Raw genomic sequence first — 24,244 nt, forward strand, 5'->3', positions numbered from 1 at the left:
ATATATAAAGATAAAATAAGCGCACCATAAAATGGCGGGGGATTCAGAATGGCTCTTGCGCACCAACTTCGAGCGCAAACCATCGACCCTTTATCAATTTGGTGCGATTGATGAGAAGACTGCAATCAAAATGAGACTTCCCGGAAACAGAGGTGCCGGGGAAACAAAAGTGGCTCAGTTTGAAAAAGTTTGGCGCTTTTTTGATCTGGGTAAAAAAGTCACTACCATGATATGGTTCAATATGTTTCACTGCATTGGCGATAGATTCGATTTATTCCAGAGAGGCGCATCATGTACCGATTATTATGGCTAGTCTTGCCGGGCCTGCTGCTCGGTGCCTGCGCCACGATACCGGCCGAGCTTACTAAGGGTCCTTACACCCAGGTGACGCCGCAAGAGGCCCAGACTGTAAAACATGATGGACAGCGGGTACGCTGGGGCGGAGTAATTGTCGATACAACGCCCGGCGCGAAGGAAACCTGCTTTCGCGTGCTGGCGCTCCCCCTCGACAGCAGTGCACGCCCGGAACGCAGCGATAACGCACTGGGACGCTTCATCGGATGCGCGCCGGCCTTTTATGACCCGGCGGTATATGCCGCAGGACGTGAAATTACGGTTACTGGAGTGCTCGATGGCGTCGAATCCGGCACTGTAGACAACTATCGCTATGTGTTTCCCAAGCTTAGGCTGGAGACGGTGTACCTGTGGCCGCAACGGCCCAATGTGATTTATGTCCCCTATCGAGATCCCTTCTGGAACCCCTTCTACGGCCCCTATTGGCCTTATAGCCCTTACCCCTGGTGGTAAACAATGAATAATACATCGCGCTGGCTCGGCTTGTTGATGGTGGTGCTGGTAAGCGGCTGCGCCGCTAATCCGCCTTTCTCTGCGGAGAAGCTGATGATGGTGGACCGCAGCCTCACTCCGCAGCACGTATCGCAAAACAATATTGCGCCGAAAACCGCCGTATTATGGGGAGGGGTGATAGTCGACAGCCGCAATATGAACGACTATACCGAGCTGACTGTGCTTGGTTACCCGCTCGACTCCAGCCAGCGACCTGAAACTGCCAAGACATCCATCGGCCGCTTTCTGGTGCGGCGGCCTGAATACCTGGAACCCCTGATATACTCCCCAAAACGCGAGATCACTGTGGTGGGGATGGTAGATGAGGTTACGGAGGGCCGCGTGGGTGACAGCCCCTATCACTACCCGGTCGTAAAAGCAGACAGGATTTACCTCTGGCCGCTCCGCAGTGCCGGCGCGTCCCGGTTTAGTATCGGAGTCGGGGTCGGGGTCGGGGTCGGGATTATACGTTAGCAATATAAAGCCGCATCCAAGGGTAACACTGACTGATTGAGTACCGTCCTCGTCATGCATGTAGTAAACGTATTCCTGCAAGAGATACGCACGCAACACCTCCATTCGTATCTTGGGCGCTTACAAAAGAGCAAGAAATGAAAGTCAATGATAGCGGTATGCCAGAAGAAGCCTATTGGAATAGCTTGTTTGACATCGAAGGCATAGTTGATTGGCTGGCGATTACAAAAGACTCCACGATTGTTGAAATTGGTTGCGGGTATGGCACCTTCACTGTCCCCATAGCAAAGAAATCGGGAGGCAATATCTACGCTTTTGACATTGAGCCATCAATGATTGAAATCTCGCGGGAGAATGTATACAAATTCGGGCTGTCAAACGTAATATTCAGCTTGCGAGATATTCTTGAGCAGGGAGCAGGCATTGAGTCCAATAGCGCGGACATGGTTTTGCTTTTTAATATCCTTCACTTCAGTGAAAGAAGAATGCTGCTTGCCGAAGCATCACGCATTCTCAAGAAAGGAGGCGTTGTGGCAATTATTCATTGGAGAAAGGACATTCCTACTCCGCGTGGCCCGGCTCTTGATCTTCGGCCAGATATAACTCAAATACTAAATGCATGTGAAGGGCTAAATTTGCGCTATCAAGGCAACAGTAGAATACTGGAGCCGTACCATTGGGGTATTCAATTGGTCAAAGAGGTGTCGGCATGAAAATGGGTATCATCATTGAATCAAATGAACCGGAAAAGGCTTGGAATGCGGTTCGCTTCGGTAACGCCGCCCTGAAGCAAGGGCATGAGGCAAAAATCTTTTTAATGAGTGCCGGCGTTGAAATAGAAAATATCACTCATGAAAAATACAACGCAAAAGTGCAGATTGAAGAGTTCGCAAAAAATGGCGGGGTCGTTTTGGCTTGCGGAACCTGTCTTAAATCACGCAATCAAAGTGAAACCGACGTTTGCCCAATATCAACGATGCTTGATTGTGTGAATATGGTTGAGTGGGCTGACAAGGTTATTTCATTTTGAGCCGCGCGCCTAACTCAAGTCGTTGCAGCGGACGCGCTAAAGCGCGCCGCTGAACTCCAACGATATGCGCCGACCTTTTGCGTTCGTCCGAAGTTTATTAGTCCTGCTGTGTGACAAAGTGATCAAGGGATGCGGTGGCATACCCATAAAGGGCACAATGAGGCAAAATCGGGCGAAAGAGCGGCAGCTCCTGCTCGCCATACTCTGTCTGCTAGGCCCGGCGGATGCCCTTCCGGCATCACTATTTCAGAATCTCGATGACCCGTTCTCCACCGGCACGCTGACGAGCGCGAGCCCTGCGAACCTTGGCGGAACAGAAGGCGGCGAGCTATCCTGCGCCTTCCCTCCCAACGGAAAGAATGCATTGGGATTGGTTGATGTGATCGAGCACGCACTGTGCAACAATCCGCAAACCCACCAAGCGTGGGCAACCGCAAAAGTGCAGGCGGCGCAGGTCGGTGTTGCTGAATCAGCCTTTCTTCCCAGCCTGAACCTCACCGGGCAGACCGCACGCTCCCTCGCCTCTTCCACCAACACGCGCCCAGCCCTGGCTCAAACGCTAATCAGCGCAACGCCTGCAATGAACTATTTGTTGTTCGATTTTGGCGGTCGCAATGCCACCCTTGAAAGCGCACGCCAATCGCTTGCCGCTGCGAACTGGACACAAAATGCAACGCTGCAAAATGTGTTTTTTTCCGCAGTGCAGGATTATTACCTGATGTTCGCAGCGCAAGCCACGGTTATCTCGGCATCAGAGGCGGAAAAATCCAGCTTGGAGGCCATGAACGCCGCCGAGTCGCGCTACAAGGCGGGCGTCGTGACACCCGCCGACAAATTACAGGCTCAAACTGCTTATGCGCAAGCCAAACTCAATCGCATACAGGCGGAGGGAAACGCGCAAATTGCAAAAGGAACCTTGGCGAATGTCATTGGGATAGACCCGGATTATGGGATTGAGATCCTGCCACCACGGATTCAGGAGCCGGATGAAGGCCAGGAACAAAAGGTGCGCGAACTGATTACCACCGCAAAACAGCAGCGTCCCGATCTCGCTGCGGCGGAAGCCCAAGTCAATGCTGCAATACAAAACATCAAGTCGACGGAAGCAACCGGGAAGCCGATAATTTCCCTGTTCGCCAACTACGGATACAGTCATTCCAACGTCGTCGAGCAACCGCAAACCACGGCACTGGGGGTTTCGATCAACGTTCCAATATTCACTGGCTTTAACAACACCTACCGGATTCGTGCGGCCCGTGCGCAAGCAGAGGTTACGGCCGCCCAGCGAGACCAAGTCAAGAACCAGGTGGCGCTGGACACATGGAGCGCTTATCACGCGCTCAACACCACGCGGGAGACACTGAGGAGCACCGCTGATCTGGTCGCCAGCGCCACGCAGGCGGAACGTGTAGCACTCGGCCGATACAAGGCGGGAGCGGGAACCATCCTGGATCTGCTCACTGCACAGGCGAGTCTTGCCAATGCGCGCCTGCAACGCATTCAGTCGCAATACAATTGGCATGTCGCCAAAGCGAGGCTTGCGCAAGCGATTGGGCGGCTGGATTTTTCCAGCATCGCATCAACCTCACAGTGATGGCTGCTGCGCAGAAACCCTGACCAGAAAGGATCATCAAGCATGGCGCAGTCGAAGTTTTCCCTGGCAAAAATGGTCGCAGTAGTAGTGCTGCTCGCGATTATCGCCGGAGCCTACTCCTGGTGGAACACGAAACGCGCCCTTCCCGCAGAGAAACGTTATGTGACCGAAGTGGTGAGTTATGGCGATGTCGCAATGACCGTCACAGCCAATGGGACAATCAACCCCGTGGTGTTGGTGAATGTAGGCACGCAAGTATCGGGGACCGTCAAAAAGCTCTATGCGGATTTCAACGGCCAAGTCACTGCAGGCCAAAAGTTGCTTGAGCTGGACCCTTCAATCTACGAAGCAGCCGTCGGGCAGAGCAGAGCCTCCGTCGCCAACGCTGAAGCATCACTGAAGCTCGCCCAGGCGAACGAGAAACGTACCAGGGAATTATACGGTCAGGAATATGTATCCAGACAGGAACTCGACCAGTCCGTGCAGGCCCGCGAGTCGGCACAGGCGCAACTCCATCTCGCGCAGGCTCAGCTCAGGCGCGACCGGACAAATCTCGGCTATACCATCATCCGTTCCCCGGTTTCAGGAGTCGTTGTATCCCGGGTGGTCGATCTGGGCCAAACCGTCGCCGCCAGCTTCCAGACGCCGGTACTGTTCACCATCGCCCAGGATGTGCGCCAGATGCAGATCGACACTAATGTCGCGGAAGCGGATGTCGGTAACGTCCGTGTCGGCCAACTGGTTCGGTTCAACGTGGACGCCTTTCCTAACCGCTCGTTCCAGGGTACCGTGAAACAAATTCGGCTCAACCCGATCACGGTGCAGAACGTCGTAACGTACGATGTGGTCGTAGGCGTGGAAAACCCCGACAAGACCCTGTTCCCGGGCATGACTGCATATATCAACATCGTCGTCACCCAGCGCAACAACGTGCCATTAATTCCCAATGCGGCGATGCGTTTCAAACCCAAGGAAGAGCAACAACCGGCCGGCAAAGTTACACCCGCGCGAAAAAAACGGGAGCCCGGGTCTGCAACTGTCTATGTGCTGAAAGAGGGACAACTGAAACCTGTCAAGGTACGGATCGGCATCACAGACAATAAGTACACTGAAGTGCTGGGCGGCGACCTCAAGCCAGGTGACAAGGTCGTTACCGACGACTTGAACGAGCAAGCCGGCGGTGGTGCCGGATCGGCGCAATCATTCCGGGTCAGGATGTTCTAAATGCCAGAGCACGTCATCCAGACAGAGCACCTGCTCAAGCAGTACGAAACCGCAGCGGGCATTTCTCCAGTGTTGAAGGGTATTAACTTAACGGTTGAGCGGGGGGAGTTCCTGGCAATCATGGGACCATCAGGTTCCGGGAAGTCCACTTTCATGAACATCCTCGGCTGTCTGGATACGGCTACCAGCGGGCACTACTACGTCAATGGCCAGGACGTTACGGTACTTGGTCGCAATCAGCTTGCGCATCTTCGCAACAAATTCATCGGCTTCGTATTTCAAGGCTACAACCTGCTGCCACGGTTAAGCGCGCGCGACAATGTTTCGCTTCCGCTCGTGTATTCAGGTGCACCGGTTTCCGAAATGCGGATGCGCGCCCAGGAAATGTTGGAGAAAATGGGCCTCGGCCAGTTCACGGATTTTTTGCCCAACCAGATGTCCGGTGGTCAGCAGCAACGGGTAGCAATTGCCCGCGCGCTCGTCAACCACCCGAACCTGATCCTGGCCGACGAACCCACCGGCAACCTCGACACGGCAACCAGTTATGAAATCATGGATATCCTTACGAAACTAAACGAATCCGACAGTATTACCATTGTTCTGGTCACCCATGAACCCGATATTGCCAGTTACGCCAAGCGCCTGGTGCGATTCGTCGATGGCCAGATTGTTTACGATGGGGCACCGCCACCCCGCAAGGCAAGGGAGGTGGCATGATATTTTTTTCCATGCAACGGCAAGCCTGGCACGCCATGCGCGCGAACCGGCTGCGCACGTTCCTGACAATGCTGGGAATGATGATCGGCGTTGGCGCGGTCGTCCTGATGCTCGCCATCGGCCAGGGCGCGCAGTTCATGGTTGAGCAATCGATCTCCTCGATGGGCAGCAATCTGTTCATCATACTCTCAGGGGGCACAACCTCAGGGGGTGTGCGCACTACCACCGGAGCCGCGCCTACGCTGACGGCTGAGGACGCGCAGGCAATGACCGATCTGCCTTCCATAGCGGCGGTCGCACCCATGGCGCCGGGTTCCGCACAGATCGTATACGGATCCAACAACTGGGCGACCCAGGTATACGGCACCACGCCGAGTTTCCTCATAGTACGGAACTGGAATGTGACTTCCGGCTATCCCTTCACGGATTCGGACGTGCGCTCGGCAACACGCGTCGCCTTGCTCGGCCAGACCATAGTGACAAATCTTTTCGGCGACGAAGACCCGGTCGGCAAAACCATCCGCATCCGCAACAGCCCTTACCTCGTGGTCGGCGTGCTGGGCGCCAAGGGGCAAAGCCTCGACGGCCGAGACCAGGACGATACGATACTGATCCCGGTCACCACAGCCCAGCGCAAATTATTTGGCACTCAGTTCAGGGGTAGCGTGCGTATGATCATGGCGCAAGCCACATCGGCCCAGGCCATGAATAAAGCAGAGCGAGACTTAAACGACCTGCTGCGTCAGCGCCATCACCTTTCCCAAAACACCGATAGCGACTTCACCGTAAGAAACCTCACTGCCATGGCAGAAGCCGCCGCCCAGACAACCCGCATCATGTCTATGATGCTCGGGGCAATCGCCTCTATTTCACTGCTGGTAGGCGGCATCGGAATCATGAATATCATGCTGGTATCAGTCACGGAACGGACGCGTGAAATCGGCATACGGATTGCCGTCGGCGCCCGTGCGTTCGACATCCTGCTTCAATTTCTGTTGGAGGCGGTCATTATTTCTATCGTGGGTTGCCTGGTCGGTGCAATTCTGGGCGTGGGTGGCGCCTGGCTGGTCAACAAGCTCATGGACACCCCTGTTGTGATCACAGCCTGGTCCATCGTAATGTCGTTTTTGGTCGCCGCTGCGATCGGTATCTTTTTCGGTTTTTATCCCGCCCGCAAAGCGGCCAACCTGAAGCCTATAGATGCCTTGCGTTATCAATAAGATTGCCGCAGAGCTTCGCCACGGCAATACGAAAAAATACCAAGACTCCAAGCTGTTTGTTAATTAATCAATGGCAAAGCGCCTATAAAACCAGCGCTTCATCGCTTCCACCGCCACCAGATAGGCACCTTGCCCGTAGAGGGCGGTGATGAGCAGAAGCGCGCCAACGAAATCGGCATGGCGATTCCGTTGCTCGTCGCCTGTGACTTCGCAGGCCGCGACATCACAGGCGACGCTCTACTGACCCAGCGCGCACTGGCAAGCTATATCGTCGGGCAGCACGCGCATTATCACTTCACGGCCAAAGGCAACCAACCCGGACTGGAGCGCGATATTGCCCTGCTGTTCGAGACACGTGGCGCCCCTGACTTCGTCGAAGTTACGCCCCCTGATCACGGTCGCATTGAAACGCGGCGAATTTGGCGCAGTTCGGCGATCAATGCGTACATCGACTTTCCTGGTGTCGGCCAGGTCTTTCTGATCGAGCGTGAATCCATCCTGAAAAAAAACGGCGAGTACTCGCGTGTTGTGCTCTGGGGTTAACGAGTCGCACTCCGCAAGAAGCTTCGCCACAACGGGTACTGGCTGTCAATCGCGGGCATTGGAGTATCGAAAGCGTTCATTACATCATCGATTGGAACTACGACGAAGATCGCAGCCGTATCCGTACCGGTTTCGGCCCGGAAAACGCTTCTCGTCTGCGCCGCTTCGCGGTCGGAATACTCAAGGAATTTCAGAAATCCACTCAATACATCGCCGAGATGATGCGAAAACTCAGCTTCCGTACCCGCCTTGTCTTCGACTATCTGCGGATGACTCAGAACTCTGCAGTCGCGGGGACACGGGTTCCTTGAGAACAAATTTACCCCGGGGTATGGCAAAAAATATTGACAAAAACAATCAAGTTATGTCCACAATGAAAAATCGCAGAAGCCATGGCGCGCGGTGTAGTCCTAACATGAACCGCAACAATCAGATTGCCCGATTAAAAAATATCAAATGGGAAATGTGATGCCAGTCACGTCAGAACCACGCAAGGAAGCGCTACACTTAGCCCAAGGAAAACATTATGCCTACTAAAATCATTATGCTGGTGGAAGACAACCCCGATGACGAGGCATTAACCCTGCGCGCTTTGAAAAAGAACAATATTCTCAACGAAGTCGTGGTGGCGCGCGACGGCGTCGAGGCGCTGGATTTCCTGTTCGCTATGGGACCTTATGCTGGCCGGGACATCAGCATAATGCCACAGCTTATCCTGCTCGATTTGAAACTGCCCAAAGTTGATGGGCTGGAAGTGCTGCGCCGTCTGCGCGCCGATGCCAGAACGAAGCTCCTACCGGCGGTGATTCTGACTTCTTCAAGCGAAGAAGCCGACATTGTCAATAGCTATCAACTCGGCGCCAACAGCTATGTGCGCAAGCCGGTGGATTTTGCGCAATTCATGGAGGCAGTGCGTCAACTAGGTTTGTATTGGCTGGTTTTAAACGAGACTTCACCGATCCTGTAAGGATGCAATATGAGCACTCCGCTGCACGTATTGATGATTGAAGATTCTGAAGATGACGCGGTATTAATACTGCGCGAGTTGCGGCGTTGTGGTTATGATCCGGTGTTTGAGCGCGTTGACACCGCCACCGCCATGAAAGCCGCGTTGCAAACCCAAACCTGGGATATCGTCCTGGCCGACTACTCAATGCCGGATTTTGGTGCTCCCGCCGCGCTTACCCTGCTCAAGGAAAGCGGCATAGACCTACCCTTTATCATCGTCTCCGGCAGCATCGGCGAGGAAATCGCCGTGGCCATGATGAAGGCCGGCGCACATGACTACCTGATGAAGGACAATTTGATACGGCTTGCGCCCGCGATTGAGCGTGAATTGATCGAAACAGGAGAAAGGCGTAAACGCCGCCAGGCCGAGGCAATGCTACGGGAAAGCGAAGAGCGCTACCGGAATCTGTTTGAAAGCGCCCACGACATGATTCAAAGCGTGGCTCCTGACGGACGCTTCCAATTCGTCAACCGCGCCTGGCTGGAGACGATGGGATACACACTGGATGAAGTGAAGTCGCTTAGCGTGTTCGATATTATTCTGCCTGAATTGCTGGACCACTGCACAGCCCTGTTTGACAAAGTAATGAGCGGAGGACACTACGACAATCTGGAAACCACCTTCATAGCCAAAAACGGTCAATATGTGGAAGTTGAAGGCAACATAAGCTGCCGTTTTGTGGATGGCATGCCAGTTGCGTCCCAAGGTGTCTTTCGCAATATCACCCAGCGCAAGGCGCATACCGCCGCCCTGGAATATCAAGCTGCGCACGATTCTCTAACCGGTCTCCCCAACCGGTTCCAGCTCAGCAAAGACCTGGACAAGGTTGTCGAGGAAACCCGGCTATCGGGCAAGCGCATGGCATTCATGCTCATCGATCTGGACCGCTTCAAGGAAATCAACGATGCCCTGGGCCATCAGGCCGGTGATATCCTGCTAAAGCAGATCGCACCGCGTTTATGCACTGCAGTGGATATCCCGGCAAACGTGGCGCGGTTGGGGGGCGACGAGTTTGGATTAGTGCTGCCACACATAAACAGCGAAGAGGATGCGCTTCATGCCGCCGAGAAAGTGCTGGCTGTTATCTGCCAGCCCTTTGATCTGGAAGGGCTGAAAGTGCAGATCGGCGCCAGTATCGGCATCGCATTGTATCCCGATCACAGTGATGACCCTCACTCCATGATGCGTTGCGCGGATATCGCTATGTATCTTGCCAAGAAAAACGGCGGCGGCTACGCCGTCTACAACCCCACGCTCGACATCTATAGCCCGCGCCGCCTGTCCCTCATCACCAGCCTGAGAATCGCTATACTGGAAAATCAGCTCGTATTGCACTACCAACCGAAAATCAGCCTCAAAGACCATGATGTCATTGGCATGGAGGCCTTAATCCGCTGGCAACATCCGCAACATGGCCTGGTCGCTCCCAATGAATTTATTCCTCTGGCGGAAGTCAGCGACCTCATCATGCCGCTCACGCAATGGGTGCTAGACAATGTGCTGCAACAGATGCGGGAATGGCATGATATGGGAATCAAGGCCAACGTTGCGGCGAACATCTCCGCTCGTAACTTGCAGGATAGCGATCTGCCGGACAAGATTGCGGTGTTGCTGGAGAGATATCAGATCGCCCCCCACTATCTGGAGCTGGAAATTACAGAGAGCGCGATTATCGTCGATCCTCTGCGCGCCACGGAAACCCTGCGCCGCATTCATGATCTGGGGGTGATCCTGTCCATCGACGATTTTGGCACAGGCTACACCTCCCTCTCTCACCTGAGGAAGCTGCCCATCTCTACCCTCAAGATCGACCTTTCCTTCATCAGCAAGATGCTAATCAGCAAAGATGATGCCGCCCTCGTACAATCCATCATCCACCTGGGTCACAATCTGGGCATGGATGTCATCGCCGAAGGCGTGGAGAATCAGGACACCCTGAGCATGCTGGGCGTGCTTGAATGCGACGTAGTGCAGGGCAACCTCATCAGCCCTCCGATGGCCGCCACAGAGATGACACAATGGCTCAGAAACCGGTGCTGAGAGGCCGCTACCGAAGCAGATTCCGCACCGGCGCGAAGGAACGTCGATGGACGGGCAAAACACCCAGCCGGTCAAGCGCCTCCAGATGTGCTTTGGTGGGATATCCCTTATGCACCGCAAACCCATAACCGGGATAAACTGCACCCAGCGCCACCATTTCCGCATCGCGCGCCACTTTGGCGATGATTGAGGCGGCACTGATGACGGGCACGGTCTGATCGCCCTTGATCACCGCCTCGGCGGGGCAGGCCAACACAGGGCAGCGGTTACCATCCACTAGCGCACGGTGCGGCGTCACCGATAGTGCTGCCACTGCACGCTGCATGGCCAACAAACTCGCTTGCAGGATATTCAGCGCATCGATCTCCTCCACCTCCGCCCGCCCCAGCGCCCACGCCAAGGCCTTCTCGCGGATCTCGACATCCAATGCCTGGCGGCGCTTTTCCGTCAACGCCTTGGAATCCGCAAGACCCGCAATGGGGCGTGCCGGATCGAGAATGACTGCCGCAGCCACCACCGGCCCGGCAAGTGGTCCGCGCCCCACCTCGTCGACGCCTGCCAAAAGAAGATATGCAAAGCTCACATGGCCTCCTTACGCTTATTGGGAGAAATCAGACTCAACACCGCATCCGCCGCCTGCTGATCCGCCCCTTGACGTAGCGAGGCGTGGATCCCGGCAAATGTCTCCTGTAGCGCCACAGCGGATGCCGGGTGGATTAAATAGTCCAGTATGGCATGACCAAGATTTTCCGGCGTGGCGGCATCCTGGATAAACTCAGGCACGAGGGGTTTTGCGGCGAGCAAGTTGGGTAATGAGAAATAAGGGATTTTCACCAATCGTTTGGCAAGCCAATAGGTCAGCGGCGCAAGGCGGTAGGCCATCACCATGGGGCGTTTCAGCAGCATCGCCTCCAGCGTCGCCGTGCCGGAGGCAAGCAGCACGACATCCGCCGCCGCCATCACCTCGCGTGAACGGCCTTCGAATACCGTCACAGGAAGATCGGGCGCTACGCTGTTGAGTATCTCGGTGAAACGTTCACGCGTCGCGGGCGTCGCCAACGGGATGACAAATTGCAATCCGGGCCGCTGCCGCACACACCATACGGCGGCTTGAATAAAGATTGCGGCGAGGAAGTTGATCTCGCTCATGCGGCTGCCCGGCAATAGCGCCACGATTTCCCCTCGCGATGGCAGCCCAAGCGCGGCGCGCGCGGCCTGCGGGTCGGCCAGTGGGGGAATCATCTCCGCCAGGGGATGGCCGACAAAGCGCACCGGCACATGATGTTCTTCGTAAAACCGGGCTTCAAAAGGGAGCAGCGTCAGCATCAGATCAGTGGAACGCGCAATCTTGCGGATACGCCACTGGCGCCACGCCCATACCGATGGACTCACATAATGAACGGTTGGAATCCCAGCATCCTTGAGCTTGCGCTCCAGGCCCAGCGTGAAATCCGGGGCGTCGATGCCGACGAACACATCCGGCGGATTTTCCAGGAAATGCCGCAGCAAACTGGCCCGCATCGCGTGCAGCTCGCGGAAGCGCCCCAGCACTTCAACAATGCCCATCACCGAGAGTCTTTCGAGCGGGTAAAGCGCCGTGGCGCCTTGCGCAATCATCGCCGGCCCGGCGATGCCTTCAATCACTGCATCCGGAAAACGCGCCTTGATGGCGCGGATCAAGCCTGCACCGAGCAGATCACCAGAAGCCTCGCCTGCCACAATACCGATTCGAATCATTTAGCGTTTTTATCCATCTTCATAAAATAGCTGCCCATAACCATGCTTCCTGGAACCATCGCCAGACGCGCGGATCATATATCAGGCGCGGCATAAGGGCCACTCTCATCACCGCAAAGCATTGCTTGACACTTACCCCGCGCGCGCCTATAAATTCTAGCTCAACCACAGGCATGCCGGTTTTTAAAAACGCTTACCAACCAACTGCAATCAGGAGAGATTACGATGAAAGCACCAAGAATACTTACCGCAGTTACACTCGCCAGTGCGCTATTTGCTGGCAACGCCCTCGCTGCCGATGACATGGCCGCGATGGGTGATGCCAAAAAGGACCACATGATGATGCGGGGCGAAATGATGAAGGAGCATCATCAGACCATGCGCGAGGTTAAGGGCATGCTGAAAGATGTAATGATGATACTCAAGGACATCAACCACCAGCCCAGCGCCGCGGAAAAACAAAAGCTGGGCCAGATGATCACCCGCCTTGACGAGATCATTAAAAAAGACGATGAAATGGCGGAAAAATGGAAAAGCATGAGGGAAATGCACAAAGACATGCCGGGACATGATGGAATGAAAGGGCATCCGATGTCAAAGTAAAGAGTGTAGATTGAGTCAAGCGGACCCAACAGTTAGTGTTGGGTCCGGAACTCGCAGAACCCTTCGCTGCCGCTCTTCCCTGTGTATCGGAGGTAGGGCAACGCGCCGGGCAGGATGCGCAAGAGCCGCCATGGAGCGGTTGCCGAGACCCAACCTTTAAGTGAACGGTTATAGGGCCAATGGGCAATTTGGAATTATCGTACCCACACCGTTTTCGCATTAAGAAACTCACGCATGCCGTGGTGAGACAGCTCACGCCCATAACCGGAGGCCTTGATGCCGCCGAACGGCAGGCGCGGGTCGCTCTTTACCATGCCGTTGACAAAACAGGCGCCCGCCTCGACCCGTAGCGCCAAGGCCTCGCCGCGTCGACTATCGCGCGTCCAGACGCTGCCGGCAAGGCCAAAACGCGAACCGTTTGCCAGACGCAGGGCATGCAGTTCATCACGGGCGCGGATCACTATCGCCACGGGGCCAAACAGCTCCTCGCCGAAGGCACGTTGTTCGGCTGTTACATGATCAATAATCGACGCCTGATAATACGCGCCCAGTCCATCATGGGGTGCGCAGCCGGTAACGGCCACAGCGCCTTGGCGGATGCTGTCCGTGACCTGTTGGTGCAGCTCATCACGCAGATCAGGACGCGCCATCGGGGCAAGTGTGGCGGCCTCATCCAGCGGATCCCCCGGCGCAAGCCACGACTCCACCGCCGCCTTGAATTGCGCGACGAAGAGATCGGCAATCGCGTCCACCACGATAAAGCGCTTGGCAGCGATGCAGCTTTGTCCGGCATTAAGAAAACGCGAGGCCACGGCGTTTTTCACGGCAAGCTCCAGATCGGCATCTTCCAGCACAATAAAGGCGTCCGACCCTCCCAGCTCCAACACCAGTTTTTTTAGATGGGTTCCGGCGCACGCCGCCACTGCACGCCCTGCCGCCTCGCTGCCGGTAAGCGTCACGGCATGAATGCGCGGATCGGCAATGACCTGTTCCACTTGGCTGCTTGCGATCATCAGAGTGCGGAACACGCCCTGCGGAAAGCCACACGACTGGAATACCTGCTCGATAGCCAGTGCGCACTGCGGCACATTGGAGGCGTGTTTCAGGACGCCAGTATTGCCCGCCACCAGCGCGGGGGCTGCAAAACGGAATACCTGCCAGAAAGGGAAATTCCATGGCATTACCGCAAGCACGGTGCCCAGCGGTTGGTAGGCGACATAGCTTTTAGCCGCATCGGAGCCGATAAACTCATCCTCCAGGAATTTCGGCCCGTGCTCCGCATAGAAATCACACGCCGTAGCGCATTTTTCCACCTCAGCGCGGGCCTCTTTGATCAGCTTGCCCATTTCGAGGGTGATGATGCGCGCCAAGCGGTCGCGGTGATCGCGCAGGTATTGCGCGGCCTTGCGCATCAACCGGCAGCGTTCTTCCAGCGGGGTTGTGGCCCACACTGGCGTGGCATTGGCGACTTCGCGCAGCGCGGCATCCAGTTGCGCGTCATTCCACACCGCAAATTCCTGGAGTGCCGCACCATTGGCCGGGTTGACGGATTTGAACGACATGATGTGGCCTCCTCTAATATACTATTGCGGTAGTATAGTCCGTTTGCCGGTATTCTTGTGCGGCTGCAAAAGCGCTCAGCGCGCTACGATTATTAGCATCTGATTCGAGTCCATAAATGAAAAAACATATGATCTGTATCCTGGGCGGCAGCGGCTTTGTCGGCCGTCACCTGGTTAATCAACTGGTCAAGGCGGGCCATCACGTGCGCTTGATTACGCGCCGCATTGAACGCCAGCGGGATCTTTTGATTTGGCCCACGGTCGATGTGGTAGAGGCCAACATTCACGACGCACAAGCACTGCACACACACTTTGCGGGCTGCGACACGGTCGTTAATCTGGTTGCCATTCTCAATGAGAGCAAAAAAACCACGTTTCAAACTGTTCATGTCGATCTGGCTCGCAATGTGGCGCAGGCCTGCCTGGCCCAAGGTGTCAAACGCCTGCTGCACATGAGCGCGCTCAACGCCGACGCCAGGCAAGGCGCCAGCGCTTATCTGCGCAGCAAGGGCGAAGCTGAAGATGTCGTGCACAGCGCGTCAGAACAGGGCCTGCGTGTAACCAGCTTCCGGCCTTCTGTGATCTTCGGCCCCAATGACCACCTCTTCAACCGCTTCGCTGGATTGCTCAGGTACGCACCCCTCATCCCACTGGCCTGCCCCGACGCACGCTTCGCGCCAGTGTATGTTGGCGATGTTGTGCATGCTTTTATGGTGGCGCTTGATGAGCGCGCCACCCTTGGCCAGCGCTATGATCTGTGCGGACCGCGCACTTATACGCTGGAAGAGTTGATGGAATACGCCGCCTCCGTCATCGGCGTAAAGCGCCCGATCATCGGCCTTGGTGACACCCTGTCGCGCATCATGGCGGGGATTATGGAGCACGCGCCCGGCAAACCACTGACCCGCGACAATTATCTGTCGATGCAGGTAGACAGTGTGTGCCACGGCGAATTTCCTGCAGTGTTCGGCACACAGCAAACCAGCGTTGAGACTGCGGTGCCTTTATATCTGAACCGGCGTGACCAGCGTGCGCGTTATTACGATTTCCGGCGCGTCGCGGGGCGTGATTAACGTAGGCGCGCTCTTGGGAGAAGTAAGGGATTAAGCGTGAGGGAGATTAGCGGTGAGGCAAACATCAGGGACCGGAGCCAGTCATCTCCGATCCCTGATGGGTAATGCTTTTTTACTTAGTGGCCAGCCGGAAAATGCGCCAGGCTCATGCCCACCACATACAGGAAGCTGACTATCCCGAACAAGTACGCCGGAATCAATATATCGCCTTTGGTTGCGCTCTTCATAAATAATCTCCTCTCTCAGGAATTTTTACACGTAGATGTCAGCACCAAAGTTAATTTCCATAGTAACTTTGGTGGAAAAACCATAGCAAAATGGTTGGGTATTTTGCAAGCCCTTTTGAAAAATAATTTTTTCAGCACAATTTCCTTGTTTTTGCTATGGTTTTTTTAGGTAAATCCTATGCAAAAATTATGGTAATTTTCGGGTCCACCCACATCGAAACCATCATTTTCAGTAGAGTGATTGCCATAATGGATGGCGTGATACAAAATCAATGCCTTATCAATCGCAGCTTGATCGTTCATTTTTGATGCCAACCAATACTATTCAGAAAACATCCCTGGCCAACGGGCACGACGAATCACAGTTCGTCGCTTGGTTCCGTGGTTCATCCCCCTACATCAACGCCTTCCGTGGCCGCACGTTTGTCATCATGTTCGGGGGCGAGGCGGTGGCGGATGAGCGCTTTGCCAACCTGATTCATGATGTCGCCCTGCTCAACAGCCTGGGGGTGCGCCTGGTGCTGGTGCATGGCGCCCGTCCGCAAATCGAGCAGCGGCTGCGCGCCTCCGGCACCGCCATCGAATATGCCGGCGGCCTGCGGGTTACTGGCGACACAGCGCTGACCGGCGTCAAAGAGGCCGTCGGTATGTTGCGCGTGGAGATTGAGGCGCTGCTGTCGATGGGGCTGGCCAATTCACCAATGGCAGGCGCACGGATTCGCGCAGCGTCGGGCAATTTCGTGGCCGCAAAACCGCTGGGGGTCCGTGACGGGGTCGATTATTGCCATACCGGAGAGGTACGCCGCATCGATGTCGAGGCGATACGGCAGCGTCTGGACGACGGCGCCATTGTGTTGCTCTCGCCACTTGGCTATTCACCCACTGGAGAGGTGTTTAATCTCACCGCCATCGAAGTGGCCACAGCCACGGCGGCGGCACTCAATGCCGACAAGCTGTTGTGCCTGGTGGAAACAGGTGGCCTGATGGATGCGCACAAAGATCTGGTGCGGCAGTTGACGCTGGCCGAGGCGGAACAATGGCTGTCGACGCAACTTGTCGATGAGGGAGTGGCGGCTTACTTTAACGGTGCGGTGCGGGCATGCCGCCAAGGCGTGCGCCGCGCTCATCTGGTCGACAGACATGTCGACGGCGCTCTGCTGCTGGAACTCTTCACCCGCGACGGCATTGGCACGCTGATCACGTCGGACGCCTACGAAGACACACGCAAGGCCACTATTGATGACGTGGGCGGCATTCTGGAGCTGATTGCCCCATTGGAGGCGGAAGGTGTGCTGGTACGCCGTTCTCGCGAACGGCTTGAAACAGAAATCGAGCACTTCACTGTGGTGGAACGCGACGGCATGATTATCGCCACCGCCGCGCTATACCCATTCAAGGCTCAGGGCATGGGCGAACTGGCCTGCCTTGCCGTCCACCCTGCGTATCGCAACACGGGCAGGGGTGAGGCGCTGCTCGGCTATCTCGAACGCATTGCGGTGCAGCAAGGGATACACCATCTGTTTGCACTCACGACACATACTCCCCACTGGTTCCAGGAGCGCGGCTTCCAGCCGGGGGAAATCAACGATCTGCCCATCACACGCCAGCGCATGTACAACTACCAGCGCAAATCAAAGGTATTTATCAAGGTTATACAAGCAAAATGAAAGAGATTCTGGTTTACCTGTTTGTCGCCATTAGCTCGCTGCTGTTATGGACTTATGTTGTGCATATGCTTATTGGGGGGCTGGTGAGCCCGGAAACCGAGCTGTGGGTGATGATTATAGCCGTGGTGGCCGGCGCTGTTATCATGGGCGCCATGGCGTGGGATGTTGTCCGGCGGCGGCGAAAAAGGTGACAGCAGATGGATAATGATAATGGCGCTCAAGTTGCGGACTCCGCGCTAGAACCTTCAGACCGCAACAAGCGCTCGGCCACCCGCCGCGGCTCACGTAGCCGACATCATACACGCAGCCGCCAGGCAAACCCGCGCATGGTGGTGATCATTGCCTGGCTCGGCATTTTTCTCGCCTTGCTGCTGGTGCTCACAGTTTATTTGGGGCTGGAGCTTGCGCAAATAACGAAACATGCCAATAGGCTTGCTGCGGAATTGACTGATGCAAAGCTGGCGTTATCCGCCCTGAAGCCACGGCGGGAGGAAGTCCCGCTACAGATCGCCAAGGAGCAGCCCCCCGCGCTCATTGACATGCAGTTCGACAAGGTGATCCCGATAAACAAAGGGTACTTGAAGAATATTATGTTCTCAGTCGTCAACCGCAACGGCCAAAAGAGATACGAATACCGGTTAGTGTTCGAGAATACCGCAACCCACCGGGTCTACCCTCACGCCCGTGTGACGCTATTCAACAAAAGCCAAGCACCGATTGGCACCGATGAGGTTAGCGATTATGACGAGCTTGCATCCGGTGAAAGCCGCTCGCACTCAGCACTGATGACGCATTTGAGCGGTCAGGAACCATACCGTTTTTCAGTCGACACCAAAGGTGGGGTGGATCTGCCTGGCACATGACATCGTGGCGGATTTCTCCCTACTCCTACTTGACGACTTTCAACGTGGGCCGGCGTGGCTTTTCGGGAGCAGGCTCAGTGGGTTGTCCGCCGTCATCATCCTCACCAAATACCATGCCCTTGCCGTTTTCCTTGGCATAGATGGCAAGCACGGAACCGGGCGGCACTGCAACGTTCATCGGTGTTCCGCTGAAGCGGGCGCTGAAGCGGATTATGTCATTACCCAGCACCAAGGCCTGCACGGCATGCGGGGCAACATTGAGAATGATCTTGCCGTTTTCGACGAACTGTACGGGGACGCTCACCGCGGAGGATTGTGTACTCACCAGGATGTGGGGCGTCATGCCATTTTCGACTATCCATTCATAAATGGCACGGATCAGATAAGGGCGGCTGGAGGTCATGTTCATTATCTTATTTCACGTTCGGCAGAGGACAGGCTGGCGCGGAATGCTTCCCGCGCAAAAATGCGCTCGGCGTATTGCATGAGCGGTTTGGCCTGCACCGGCAGCTCAATGCCGTAGGACGGAAGCCGCCATAGCAAGGGGGCAAGACTGCAATCCACCAGGGAAATCTCATCGCTCATGAAAAACGGTTTCTGCTTAAAGGTGGGGGCAACCACCGTCAGGCTATCGCGCAGGGCGTTGCGCGCCTTGCCCGCCACCTTTTCGTCGCCGCCAGCAATGTCATTCAGCATGCTGTACCAGTCATGATCGATGCGATACAAAAAGAGCCGGGTGCGCGCCTTCGACACTGGATCCACAGGCATAAGGGGCGGATGCGGGTAACGGTCTTCCAGATACTCCATGATGATCTGCGAGTTATATAGCGCCAGATCACGGTCTGTCAGTGTCGGAAGCGTGTTGTATGGGTTAAGGTCGAGAAGATCCTCCGGCAAGCTGGCGCCGTCAACATTGATGATATCAACGCTGACGCGCTTTTCTGCGAGCACCATGCGCACCCGATGGCAATAGGGGCATGTCGCCCGCGAATACAACGTCATCACCGATCGTCTGCTGGCAGGTAGCGCCATTGAGTGATTCTCCAGCTCGAACCTTCGAGTCTCGGCGCATTATAACGTAATGCAACAATCGGCGTCAGCGCATTCCAGGCTGGTAAATCGACTCGAAGCCGCGCTGTAAATCCGCCTGAAGATCCGCTACATCTTCCAATCCCACCGCAATACGCACCAGTCCTTCGGTGATGCCCGCCGCCGCGCGCGCTTCGGGGCTGATACGACCGTGGGTGGTGGTGGCCGGGTGAGTGATGGTGCTCTTGCTGTCGCCCAGATTGGCGGTGATAGAGATCAACCGCACGGAATCAATGAGCTTCCACGCTGCCTCGCGCCCTCCTTCCAGCTCAAAAGACAGCACGCCGCCGAACGCTGTCTGCTGGCGCGCCGCCAGCGCGTACTGGGGATGCGACGCAAGGCCGGGATAATTAACGCGCGTCACGCCCGGCTGCCCTTCCAGCCATTGCGCCAACTGCAAGGCGCTGGCGCAATGCGCCTGCATGCGTAAACGCAAGGTCTCAAGCCCTTTAAGGAATACCCAGGCGTTGAATGGGCTCATGCTTGGCCCCGCAGTGCGCAAAAAGCCATAGATGCCCCCGCCCACTAGCGCTTCGCTGCCCACCACCGCGCCGCCGATACAGCGGCCCTGTCCGTCGATATACTTGGTAGCGGAATGGATGACGATATCGGCGCCCAGAGACAGGGGCCGCTGCAGGACGGGCGTACAAAAACAGTTGTCCACCGCCAGCCAGCAGCCATGCCGGTGCGCCACATCCGCCAACGCTGCGATATCCGCCACCTCGATCAAGGGATTGGAGGGTGTCTCCAGAAACAGCAACCGGGTATTCGGGCGTATCGCCTTCTCCCACGCATCAATCTCGGTCTGCGGCACGAAGGTGGTCTCCACGCCGAAACGCGCCAGTATCGTATTGAACAGCAACACCGTGGGGCCAAAGATGCTGCGCGAGGCAACAATATGATCACCCGCCTTCAGCAGCCCCATGCACGTGGTCAGGATCGCCGCCATGCCCGATGCAGTAGCCACGCAGCGCTCGCCCCCTTCCAGCGAGGCAAGACGCTGCTCAAAGACGCGCACCGTAGGATTAGTGAAACGCGAGTAGATGTTGCCGGTCGTAGCCCCGGAGAAGCGCGCAGCGGCTTCAGCGGCGCTACCGAAGGTGTAACTGGATGTGGCAAAAATCGGCTCGGACTGCTCGCCTTCATTGGTGCGCACGTGTCCTGCGCGCACGGCGCGGGTGTCGAAACCATATTCATCGAAATCAAAGTGTGGCATGCCGCTTTTCTCCCTGGGGTTGGATGTTATGCACGAGGCAGAGGGATTTTCAGGCATAAAAAAACCCGCTTACAGCATTCGCCAAAGCAGGTTCCCCTCTTTAGCTGCATTTATTACGCGCCCGCAAGCTGAATCAAATCGGCGCGAATGAAGAATAGGAAATCAGGGGATAAAAGTCAACACTCAGCCCAAGCACTATAGTCCTATCGGCTATTCAATGGCGGGCGGGGCTGTATCCACTCAGGTTTTTTCAAAACAACGCTTTGCTGGTTTCCCTGCTCCAGATCAAGGCTTCCAGATAGGCGTTCCTGAGGATATCGAAAGGTAGGCCTGTAGCGTCGATCTCCTCCGGCGCGCCACCCTGTTCGTAAGCCAGGGTAGCGCGCAATGCCCGGCCCAATGAGCCCTCATGGCGCAGCAGCGCGTTTTTGATGTGTTCCGTCAGGGGTAAAGGACTGAGTATTATCTCCAGCGGCTGGTCCATGAGGGCATCAAGCGTGGAAAACAGGCCAACGATAAAGGTAACTACTCGCCCCCCTCACCCGAAAATAAAGTTGTAAAACCCCTTGACAGGTTTTTTCAGCACAAAAGATCGGTTTCTTATCTCAGCATAAACTCTGCCCGCTGTCGCCACTGATAGATGCCTAGATCTATTTGTCCGATCATCTTGTCGGTGTAACTACCCACTCCCTTCACACGAAAAATAACTTAAAAATCTCTTGACAGGTTTTTTCTATCGAAAAAACCACTTCCTTATCTCGGTGTAAAATCTATTCTCTATTGCCGCTGGCAGGGGCTTTGATCTCTTCAATGAGCCGCCTTGCCATTTCAAGTCGAAAAAACCATTTCAGCCTGATCTGACCGTTATCAGGGGGTCGAAAAATGCCATGTTATCCTTTGGCTATTCCAAACGTATAGCCCCCCTTATTAATGGCAAGCCTAGACAAAACCTCGGTCAGAAACGAAGTCAGCCGGTTGAAAGCGGATTTTGAGCAGCTCAGTTGCGACGGTAAAGTGCCTCGCGAAACTCAGGTGCTTATGAATAGCATGTTCATGATGATGGAGCTGATGCTCTCCATTTTTCTGGAAAGAATAACCAAGAAAGACAGCCGCAACTCCAGCAAGCCCTCCTCCCAAACGGAAAAGGACGACTCCTCGTTGAGTCATCCGGGGAGCCAGGGTAAGGGGAAAAACGAAAACGGCGCCCTGCTGAAAAACACGCGCGTCAAAGAGAGTGTGACTCTTTCTAGAGTCCGCCTCTGCGATGTATGTGGCGAAGATCTGGATAATACGCCCTGTAGTCACCATGAAAGACGGACGAAGATCGATATTGTTTTTGAGAAAGTCGTTGAGCATGTGGATGCCGAGGTCAAGCAGTGCCCGGTCTGCGATGCGACGGTCAAAGGGAAGTTCCCGGCGGATATGCACGGCCCGTTGCAATACGGCGATGGCTTAAAGGCCTTTGTCATCAATTTACTGGTGTCTCAGATGGTCGCGATCAATCGCGCGCAAACGCTGCTGACCTCCATGATCGGTGTCGTGATCTCTGAAGCCACTCTTCTGGCCTTCGTGCTGCGTCTTCATCGCGCCTTGGAGCGGTGGGAGCAGCACGCCACCGCACAGCTGCTGAAAGCACCCTCCATGCATGTGGATGAGACCTCCTTGCGGGTGGATAAGCAAAACCACTGGATACACGTGTACTCCGCAGGGGAGATCACCCTCAAGTTTTTACATCGAAAACGGGGCACGGCAGCGATTTCGTCGATTGATATTATTCCGCGCTACGGTGGCGCCATTATCCATGACTGTTGGTCATCCTACTTGTCCTATGATCACTGCTCTCACGGCCTGTGCGGCTCGCATCTGCTGCGCGAATTGACGTTCATTGTTGACGCCAATGACTACGCCTGGGCGCGCCACATGAAACGCCTTTTACAGGAGAGCTGCGCCACCGTCTCCAGAAGCACGGAAAAGAGATTGACCGATGAAGCACTGGCGCGGTTGCAAAAGCGCTACCGCACGATTCTCACCCGTGGCGAAAAAGAGCTTCCACCTATTCCCCAAAAGCCCAGCGGGAAACGCGGCAAACTCGCCAAGTCAGATGCACACAATCTGCTGGAGCGATTGCAAAAACATGAGGCATCCGTCCTGCTGTTCGCCAAAAACCCGCATGTCGCCTTCACCAATAACCGGGCCGAGCGTGATTTGAGAATGTCCAAGGTGAAGCAAAAGGTCTCTGGCTGTTTCCGCTCAGAGATTTATGCTCAGACTTATTGCCGAATATCAAGCTATCTGCAAACTATGGCCAACAAGGGACATAATCCTCTTATTGCGATTCAAATGGCTCTCGCGGGTGAGGTCAACTTAATCGGGGGTGAGTAGTTACCGATAAAGAACGTTTCTTTATCTTTTTCGCGCGTTTTTTCTGCAATCAGTTCGCACATTTTACCTCGGATCAAGGCGATGGACATAAGCTCCTGGGGCTTGTCGTCGATGCTTGAAAGTGCAATGAGCGTTGCCCAGGAGCGGATGCAATTCAGCCCGGCGATAACGAGCGCCTGACGTACGGAGTCGATTTTTCTCGGCATGGCCACAGCGGCCGAATTGATGTAGCGCAGCAACTTATAACTGAGCGACACGTCCTGGGCAATGACTTCCGCCAGCTCTTCTAAATCCAGCCGGGGGTTTTGCAGCACGCCGAGCGTACGTAGCGTAGTAATGCGCATAGAGGGCGGACTCTTTCCCGCGACGATATTCGGGCGAGACAGGAAATATCCCTGAAAATAGTCAAAACCGAGCTCCTTGCACTGCATCAGCATGGCATGAGTTTCAACCTTCTCGGCCAGCAACTTGACATTGAACGTGCGAAGCAGCCGGACATGTTCTTCGAGGCCCTTCGTATCGAGCGCCAGCACGTCGATCTTGACAATCTTTGCTATCTCACACGCCGCCCTGGCCTGCTCGCTGAATATGAAGTCGTCCAGCGCCAGGGTATAGCCTTCTTGTACAAGCCGTTGCAGCGCCGTCAGCATTTCTTCGTCGAAGACTATGTCTTCCAGGACTTCCAACACCACCTGTTCTTTGGGGAAAGGCATGGGGTTGGTGTGCAGGAAGAAGTTACGGGTCAAATTGATGAAGGCTTTCTGATGTTTTTCGACCAGTTGATCCAGACCGATCTCAAGAAAGGTATTGATAACCACCTGACGGCTGGCGGCATCACCATCGACAAATTGTGCGCGGTTTTGGGAGCCATCGCGATAAAGCAACTCGTAAGCGACAACCTTCAGTTGGCGATCATAGATGGGTTGCCTGCCAATATAGATGTCAAGCATGGTGGATCCATATGATGGTAGTGTTATGGTTATGTCGGCACCTGCGCTGTTTACAGAAGGGCCGCTATTGGGAGGGCGGCATATTGACCCCATGTTCTCGCAATTTGCGGAAGACTGCGCCGGTGCTTCTGTGGCAAAATCCAAGGTATCCTATTTCGACTTTGGCATTGAGACATTA

General features: G+C 55.3%; 27 protein-coding genes and 1 riboswitch. Of the genes, 18 read left to right on the plus strand and 9 right to left on the minus strand.

What is annotated here, in order from left to right:
• The first annotated feature begins 31 nt into the window (after positions 1-31).
• From M3A44_13520 to M3A44_13575, 12 genes are all read left to right on the plus strand, one after another.
• Positions 32-313: a hypothetical protein gene (locus M3A44_13520; protein ID MEQ6342626.1), complete on the plus strand. Its 282-nt coding sequence runs from the start codon at positions 32-34 to the stop codon at positions 311-313.
• Positions 292-807: a Slp family lipoprotein gene (locus M3A44_13525; protein MEQ6342627.1), complete on the plus strand. Its 516-nt coding sequence runs from the start codon at positions 292-294 to the stop codon at positions 805-807. Before M3A44_13520 ends, M3A44_13525 begins: the two co-directional genes overlap by 22 nt.
• A 3-nt stretch (positions 808-810) precedes the next feature.
• Positions 811-1,320, plus strand: coding sequence for a Slp family lipoprotein (locus M3A44_13530; protein MEQ6342628.1), 510 nt, complete (start codon positions 811-813; stop codon positions 1,318-1,320).
• Between the two features lie 137 nt (positions 1,321-1,457).
• The gene (locus tag M3A44_13535; protein MEQ6342629.1) at positions 1,458-2,033 is read left to right on the plus strand and encodes a class I SAM-dependent methyltransferase; all 576 of its coding nucleotides are present in this window, start codon (positions 1,458-1,460) and stop codon (positions 2,031-2,033) included.
• Complete coding sequence (locus M3A44_13540; protein ID MEQ6342630.1) at positions 2,030-2,350, plus strand: DsrE family protein; 321 nt, start codon at positions 2,030-2,032, stop codon at positions 2,348-2,350. The genes M3A44_13535 and M3A44_13540 overlap by 4 nt, the downstream gene beginning before the upstream one ends.
• A gap of 157 nt (positions 2,351-2,507) precedes the next feature.
• Positions 2,508-3,944 carry a TolC family protein gene (locus M3A44_13545; protein MEQ6342631.1) on the plus strand — a complete coding sequence of 479 codons (1,437 nt, stop codon included), beginning with the start codon at positions 2,508-2,510 and terminating at the stop codon, positions 3,942-3,944.
• A gap of 42 nt (positions 3,945-3,986) precedes the next feature.
• Positions 3,987-5,168, plus strand: coding sequence for an efflux RND transporter periplasmic adaptor subunit (locus M3A44_13550; protein MEQ6342632.1), 1,182 nt, complete (start codon positions 3,987-3,989; stop codon positions 5,166-5,168).
• Positions 5,169-5,885 (plus strand): ABC transporter ATP-binding protein, encoded by a 717-nt coding sequence (locus tag M3A44_13555; GenBank protein MEQ6342633.1) that lies wholly within the window; start codon positions 5,169-5,171, stop codon positions 5,883-5,885.
• Positions 5,885-7,105 carry an ABC transporter permease gene (locus tag M3A44_13560; protein ID MEQ6342634.1) on the plus strand — a complete coding sequence of 407 codons (1,221 nt, stop codon included), beginning with the start codon at positions 5,885-5,887 and terminating at the stop codon, positions 7,103-7,105. Before M3A44_13555 ends, M3A44_13560 begins: the two co-directional genes overlap by 1 nt.
• Positions 7,106-7,234: 129 nt before the next feature.
• Complete coding sequence (locus tag M3A44_13565; GenBank protein ID MEQ6342635.1) at positions 7,235-7,648, plus strand: hypothetical protein; 414 nt, start codon at positions 7,235-7,237, stop codon at positions 7,646-7,648.
• A 526-nt stretch (positions 7,649-8,174) separates the two neighbouring features.
• The gene (locus tag M3A44_13570) at positions 8,175-8,615 is read left to right on the plus strand and encodes a response regulator (protein MEQ6342636.1); all 441 of its coding nucleotides are present in this window, start codon (positions 8,175-8,177) and stop codon (positions 8,613-8,615) included.
• A 9-nt stretch (positions 8,616-8,624) separates the two neighbouring features.
• On the plus strand, positions 8,625-10,697 hold the full coding sequence (locus tag M3A44_13575; protein MEQ6342637.1) for an EAL domain-containing protein: 2,073 nt from the start codon (positions 8,625-8,627) through the stop codon (positions 10,695-10,697).
• 7 nt (positions 10,698-10,704) lie between these two features.
• On the opposite strand, the gene rnhB is transcribed toward M3A44_13575, so the two are convergent.
• Together rnhB and lpxB are read right to left on the minus strand one after the other, a co-directional pair.
• The gene (gene rnhB / locus M3A44_13580; GenBank protein ID MEQ6342638.1) at positions 10,705-11,280 is read right to left on the minus strand and encodes a ribonuclease HII; all 576 of its coding nucleotides are present in this window, start codon (positions 11,278-11,280) and stop codon (positions 10,705-10,707) included.
• Positions 11,277-12,434 carry a lipid-A-disaccharide synthase gene (gene lpxB, locus M3A44_13585; protein MEQ6342639.1) on the minus strand — a complete coding sequence of 386 codons (1,158 nt, stop codon included), beginning with the start codon at positions 12,432-12,434 and terminating at the stop codon, positions 11,277-11,279. The genes rnhB and lpxB overlap by 4 nt, the downstream gene beginning before the upstream one ends.
• A gap of 225 nt (positions 12,435-12,659) precedes the next feature.
• On the opposite strand from lpxB, the gene M3A44_13590 reads away from it, so the two are divergent.
• Positions 12,660-13,037, plus strand: a complete 378-nt coding sequence (locus M3A44_13590) for a hypothetical protein (protein MEQ6342640.1) — start codon at positions 12,660-12,662, stop codon at positions 13,035-13,037.
• Between the two features lie 194 nt (positions 13,038-13,231).
• Here M3A44_13590 and M3A44_13595 read toward each other — a convergent pair whose 3' ends face one another.
• Positions 13,232-14,599 (minus strand): NAD-dependent succinate-semialdehyde dehydrogenase, encoded by a 1,368-nt coding sequence (locus tag M3A44_13595; protein MEQ6342641.1) that lies wholly within the window; start codon positions 14,597-14,599, stop codon positions 13,232-13,234.
• Positions 14,600-14,715: 116 nt separating this feature from the next.
• Between M3A44_13595 and M3A44_13600 the strand changes: the two genes are divergently transcribed.
• Entirely contained in the window at positions 14,716-15,672 is a 957-nt protein-coding gene (locus tag M3A44_13600) for a complex I NDUFA9 subunit family protein (GenBank protein MEQ6342642.1), read from the plus strand.
• Positions 15,673-16,064: 392 nt separating this feature from the next.
• Here M3A44_13600 and M3A44_13605 read toward each other — a convergent pair whose 3' ends face one another.
• Positions 16,065-16,202 (minus strand): hypothetical protein, encoded by a 138-nt coding sequence (locus M3A44_13605; GenBank protein ID MEQ6342643.1) that lies wholly within the window; start codon positions 16,200-16,202, stop codon positions 16,065-16,067.
• A 5-nt stretch (positions 16,203-16,207) separates the two neighbouring features.
• Between M3A44_13605 and argA the strand changes: the two genes are divergently transcribed.
• From argA to M3A44_13620, 3 genes are read left to right on the plus strand one after another with little or no spacing between them, the layout of a single operon-like run.
• Positions 16,208-17,566, plus strand: a complete 1,359-nt coding sequence (gene argA, locus M3A44_13610) for an amino-acid N-acetyltransferase (GenBank protein ID MEQ6342644.1) — start codon at positions 16,208-16,210, stop codon at positions 17,564-17,566.
• Entirely contained in the window at positions 17,563-17,757 is a 195-nt protein-coding gene (locus tag M3A44_13615; protein ID MEQ6342645.1) for a hypothetical protein, read from the plus strand. Before argA ends, M3A44_13615 begins: the two co-directional genes overlap by 4 nt.
• Before the next feature lie 6 nt (positions 17,758-17,763).
• Positions 17,764-18,429: a hypothetical protein gene (locus tag M3A44_13620; GenBank protein MEQ6342646.1), complete on the plus strand. Its 666-nt coding sequence runs from the start codon at positions 17,764-17,766 to the stop codon at positions 18,427-18,429.
• Positions 18,430-18,454: 25 nt separating this feature from the next.
• On the opposite strand, the gene M3A44_13625 is transcribed toward M3A44_13620, so the two are convergent.
• The 4 genes from M3A44_13625 to M3A44_13640 form a co-directional block, all read right to left on the minus strand.
• Positions 18,455-18,832: a ClpXP protease specificity-enhancing factor gene (locus M3A44_13625; protein ID MEQ6342647.1), complete on the minus strand. Its 378-nt coding sequence runs from the start codon at positions 18,830-18,832 to the stop codon at positions 18,455-18,457.
• 5 nt (positions 18,833-18,837) lie between these two features.
• Entirely contained in the window at positions 18,838-19,461 is a 624-nt protein-coding gene (locus tag M3A44_13630; protein MEQ6342648.1) for a glutathione S-transferase N-terminal domain-containing protein, read from the minus strand.
• Positions 19,462-19,525: 64 nt separating this feature from the next.
• Positions 19,526-20,734, minus strand: a complete 1,209-nt coding sequence (locus M3A44_13635; GenBank protein ID MEQ6342649.1) for an O-succinylhomoserine sulfhydrylase — start codon at positions 20,732-20,734, stop codon at positions 19,526-19,528.
• A gap of 82 nt (positions 20,735-20,816) precedes the next feature.
• A riboswitch (SAM riboswitch) is annotated at positions 20,817-20,889 on the minus strand.
• Positions 20,890-20,984: 95 nt separating this feature from the next.
• Positions 20,985-21,218, minus strand: coding sequence for a hypothetical protein (locus M3A44_13640; GenBank protein MEQ6342650.1), 234 nt, complete (start codon positions 21,216-21,218; stop codon positions 20,985-20,987).
• A gap of 446 nt (positions 21,219-21,664) precedes the next feature.
• Between M3A44_13640 and M3A44_13645 the strand changes: the two genes are divergently transcribed.
• On the plus strand, positions 21,665-23,116 hold the full coding sequence (locus M3A44_13645; protein ID MEQ6342651.1) for an IS66 family transposase: 1,452 nt from the start codon (positions 21,665-21,667) through the stop codon (positions 23,114-23,116).
• Here the strand turns inward: M3A44_13645 and M3A44_13650 are convergent.
• A complete protein-coding gene (locus M3A44_13650) occupies positions 23,071-24,066 on the minus strand; it encodes an HDOD domain-containing protein (protein ID MEQ6342652.1) in 996 nt (331 codons plus the stop codon). The two genes, M3A44_13645 and M3A44_13650, sit on opposite strands and share 46 nt — an antisense overlap.
• Positions 24,067-24,244: the final 178 nt, after the last annotated feature.

It is taken from the genome of Gammaproteobacteria bacterium (assembly GCA_040183005.1).
Classification (GTDB): Bacteria; Pseudomonadota; Gammaproteobacteria.

Bases quoted from the DNA above. Each gene is read 5' to 3' on its own strand.
- M3A44_13520 (MEQ6342626.1), top strand. From the start codon at position 32: ATGGCGGGGGATTCAGAATGGCTCTTGCGCACCAACTTCGAGCGCAAA.
- M3A44_13525 (MEQ6342627.1), top strand. From the start codon at position 292: ATGTACCGATTATTATGGCTAGTCTTGCCGGGCCTGCTGCTCGGTGCC.
- M3A44_13530 (MEQ6342628.1), top strand. From the start codon at position 811: ATGAATAATACATCGCGCTGGCTCGGCTTGTTGATGGTGGTGCTGGTA.
- M3A44_13535 (MEQ6342629.1), top strand. From the start codon at position 1,458: ATGAAAGTCAATGATAGCGGTATGCCAGAAGAAGCCTATTGGAATAGC.
- M3A44_13540 (MEQ6342630.1), top strand. From the start codon at position 2,030: ATGAAAATGGGTATCATCATTGAATCAAATGAACCGGAAAAGGCTTGG.
- M3A44_13545 (MEQ6342631.1), top strand. From the start codon at position 2,508: ATGAGGCAAAATCGGGCGAAAGAGCGGCAGCTCCTGCTCGCCATACTC.
- M3A44_13550 (MEQ6342632.1), top strand. From the start codon at position 3,987: ATGGCGCAGTCGAAGTTTTCCCTGGCAAAAATGGTCGCAGTAGTAGTG.
- M3A44_13555 (MEQ6342633.1), top strand. From the start codon at position 5,169: ATGCCAGAGCACGTCATCCAGACAGAGCACCTGCTCAAGCAGTACGAA.
- M3A44_13570 (MEQ6342636.1), top strand. From the start codon at position 8,175: ATGCCTACTAAAATCATTATGCTGGTGGAAGACAACCCCGATGACGAG.
- M3A44_13575 (MEQ6342637.1), top strand. From the start codon at position 8,625: ATGAGCACTCCGCTGCACGTATTGATGATTGAAGATTCTGAAGATGAC.
- lpxB (MEQ6342639.1), bottom strand. From the start codon at position 12,434: ATGATTCGAATCGGTATTGTGGCAGGCGAGGCTTCTGGTGATCTGCTC.
- M3A44_13590 (MEQ6342640.1), top strand. From the start codon at position 12,660: ATGAAAGCACCAAGAATACTTACCGCAGTTACACTCGCCAGTGCGCTA.
- M3A44_13595 (MEQ6342641.1), bottom strand. From the start codon at position 14,599: ATGTCGTTCAAATCCGTCAACCCGGCCAATGGTGCGGCACTCCAGGAA.
- M3A44_13600 (MEQ6342642.1), top strand. From the start codon at position 14,716: ATGAAAAAACATATGATCTGTATCCTGGGCGGCAGCGGCTTTGTCGGC.
- M3A44_13605 (MEQ6342643.1), bottom strand. From the start codon at position 16,202: ATGAACGATCAAGCTGCGATTGATAAGGCATTGATTTTGTATCACGCC.
- argA (MEQ6342644.1), top strand. From the start codon at position 16,208: ATGCCAACCAATACTATTCAGAAAACATCCCTGGCCAACGGGCACGAC.
- M3A44_13615 (MEQ6342645.1), top strand. From the start codon at position 17,563: ATGAAAGAGATTCTGGTTTACCTGTTTGTCGCCATTAGCTCGCTGCTG.
- M3A44_13620 (MEQ6342646.1), top strand. From the start codon at position 17,764: ATGGATAATGATAATGGCGCTCAAGTTGCGGACTCCGCGCTAGAACCT.
- M3A44_13625 (MEQ6342647.1), bottom strand. From the start codon at position 18,832: ATGACCTCCAGCCGCCCTTATCTGATCCGTGCCATTTATGAATGGATA.
- M3A44_13630 (MEQ6342648.1), bottom strand. From the start codon at position 19,461: ATGGCGCTACCTGCCAGCAGACGATCGGTGATGACGTTGTATTCGCGG.
- M3A44_13635 (MEQ6342649.1), bottom strand. From the start codon at position 20,734: ATGCCACACTTTGATTTCGATGAATATGGTTTCGACACCCGCGCCGTG.
- M3A44_13640 (MEQ6342650.1), bottom strand. From the start codon at position 21,218: ATGGACCAGCCGCTGGAGATAATACTCAGTCCTTTACCCCTGACGGAA.
- M3A44_13645 (MEQ6342651.1), top strand. From the start codon at position 21,665: ATGGCAAGCCTAGACAAAACCTCGGTCAGAAACGAAGTCAGCCGGTTG.
- M3A44_13650 (MEQ6342652.1), bottom strand. From the start codon at position 24,066: ATGCTTGACATCTATATTGGCAGGCAACCCATCTATGATCGCCAACTG.